The 1247-nt window shown below is 53.6% G+C and carries 1 protein-coding gene; it reads right to left on the bottom strand.

Features of this window, described 5'->3' with window-relative positions:
• Window positions 1–31: 31 nt before the first annotated feature.
• Window positions 32–1182 (bottom strand): IS3 family transposase gene (locus tag BMI79_RS22825; protein WP_095996182.1). Its coding sequence is split into 2 segments (ribosomal slippage): window positions 32–924 and window positions 924–1182, totalling 1152 coding nucleotides; the frame shifts between segments, so codons are not numbered across the junction.
• Window positions 1183–1247 lie beyond the last annotated feature (65 nt).

The following is a 1247-nucleotide window of genomic DNA, read 5'->3' as shown; positions in this document are numbered from 1 at the left end:
TTGATCTTACCCACGAACAATGGACACATGGCTAAGCGAGGTTCTGTTTTTCAAATTGTTCCGGGCTAAGACCACCACAGGCACTGTGGCGACGCCAACGATTGTAATCGCACTCGATATAATTAAACACAGTCGTTCGCATCATTTCCCGACTGGCAAAGTGCTCGCCGTGGATACATTCCACTTTCAGTGAGTGGAAGAAGCTTTCAACACAGGCATTGTCGTAACAACAGCCTTTGGCGCTCATACTGCCACGCAGATTATGGCGTTTCAGCAAGGCTTGGTAAGCCCCCGAACAATACTGGCCGCCTCTGTCTGTATGAACAATGACATTTTCCGGGCGTTTACGCCGCCACAACGCCATTTGCAGCGCATCGCAGGCCAGTTGTGCCGTCATCCGCGAAGACATCGACCAGCCGATGACGGCCCGCGACCACAGGTCAATCACCACCGCCAGATAAAGCCAACCTTCGTCAGTGCGAAGATAAGTGATGTCTCCCGCCCATTTCTGATTCGGCCCACCGGCGGTAAAGTCCTGCTCCAACAGGTTTTCCGACACCGGCAGGCCATGTTCACGGTAACTGACTGGCCTGAACCGGCGTGAGGCCTTTGCGCGCAGCCCCTGACGCCGCAGGCTGGCTGCAATGGTTTTGACGTTGTACGCCGGAAGCTCATCAGCAAGACGCGGCGCACCATAGCGCTGTTTGGCGTCATTGAATGCCTGTCGAACGGTATCATCGCAGACAAGACGGAACTGCTGACGCGGGGTTATCTGATGACGACGCAGACGCCAGGCATACCAGCCACTGCGGGCGACACGGAGCACTCGGCACATGGCTTTGATGCTGAAATCAGCCTGATGTTTTTCGATAAAGACATACTTCATTTCAGGCGCTTCGCAAAGTATGTCGCGGCCTTTTGGAGAATAGCCAACTCTTCCTCCCGTTCTGCCAACTGACGTTTGAGCCGGGCATTTTCGGCAGCCAGTTCGCTTTCACGCTCGGATGATGTCAGTTGCTGTTGTTGTTTGCTTCGCCAGGTATAAAGTTGTGATTCGTAGAGACCGAGTTCGCGCGCGGCTGCGGCCACGCCAATACGTTGAGCGAGCTTAAGCGCTTCGTCCCGAAAGGCAGGCGTGTGTTGTTTGCGGGGCTTGTTTTTCGTTGCTGATGGTTTAGTCATGAGTCACCTCTGAGTTACGAGTTTACTCACTTAATACCGTGTCCACTATTACTGGGTAAGATCAA

Origin of the sequence: Serratia oryzae (assembly GCF_001976145.1) — a bacterium.
GTDB lineage: Bacteria > Pseudomonadota > Gammaproteobacteria > Enterobacterales > Enterobacteriaceae > Chania > Chania oryzae.
This window is presented reverse-complemented; position numbering and strand designations above follow the sequence as displayed.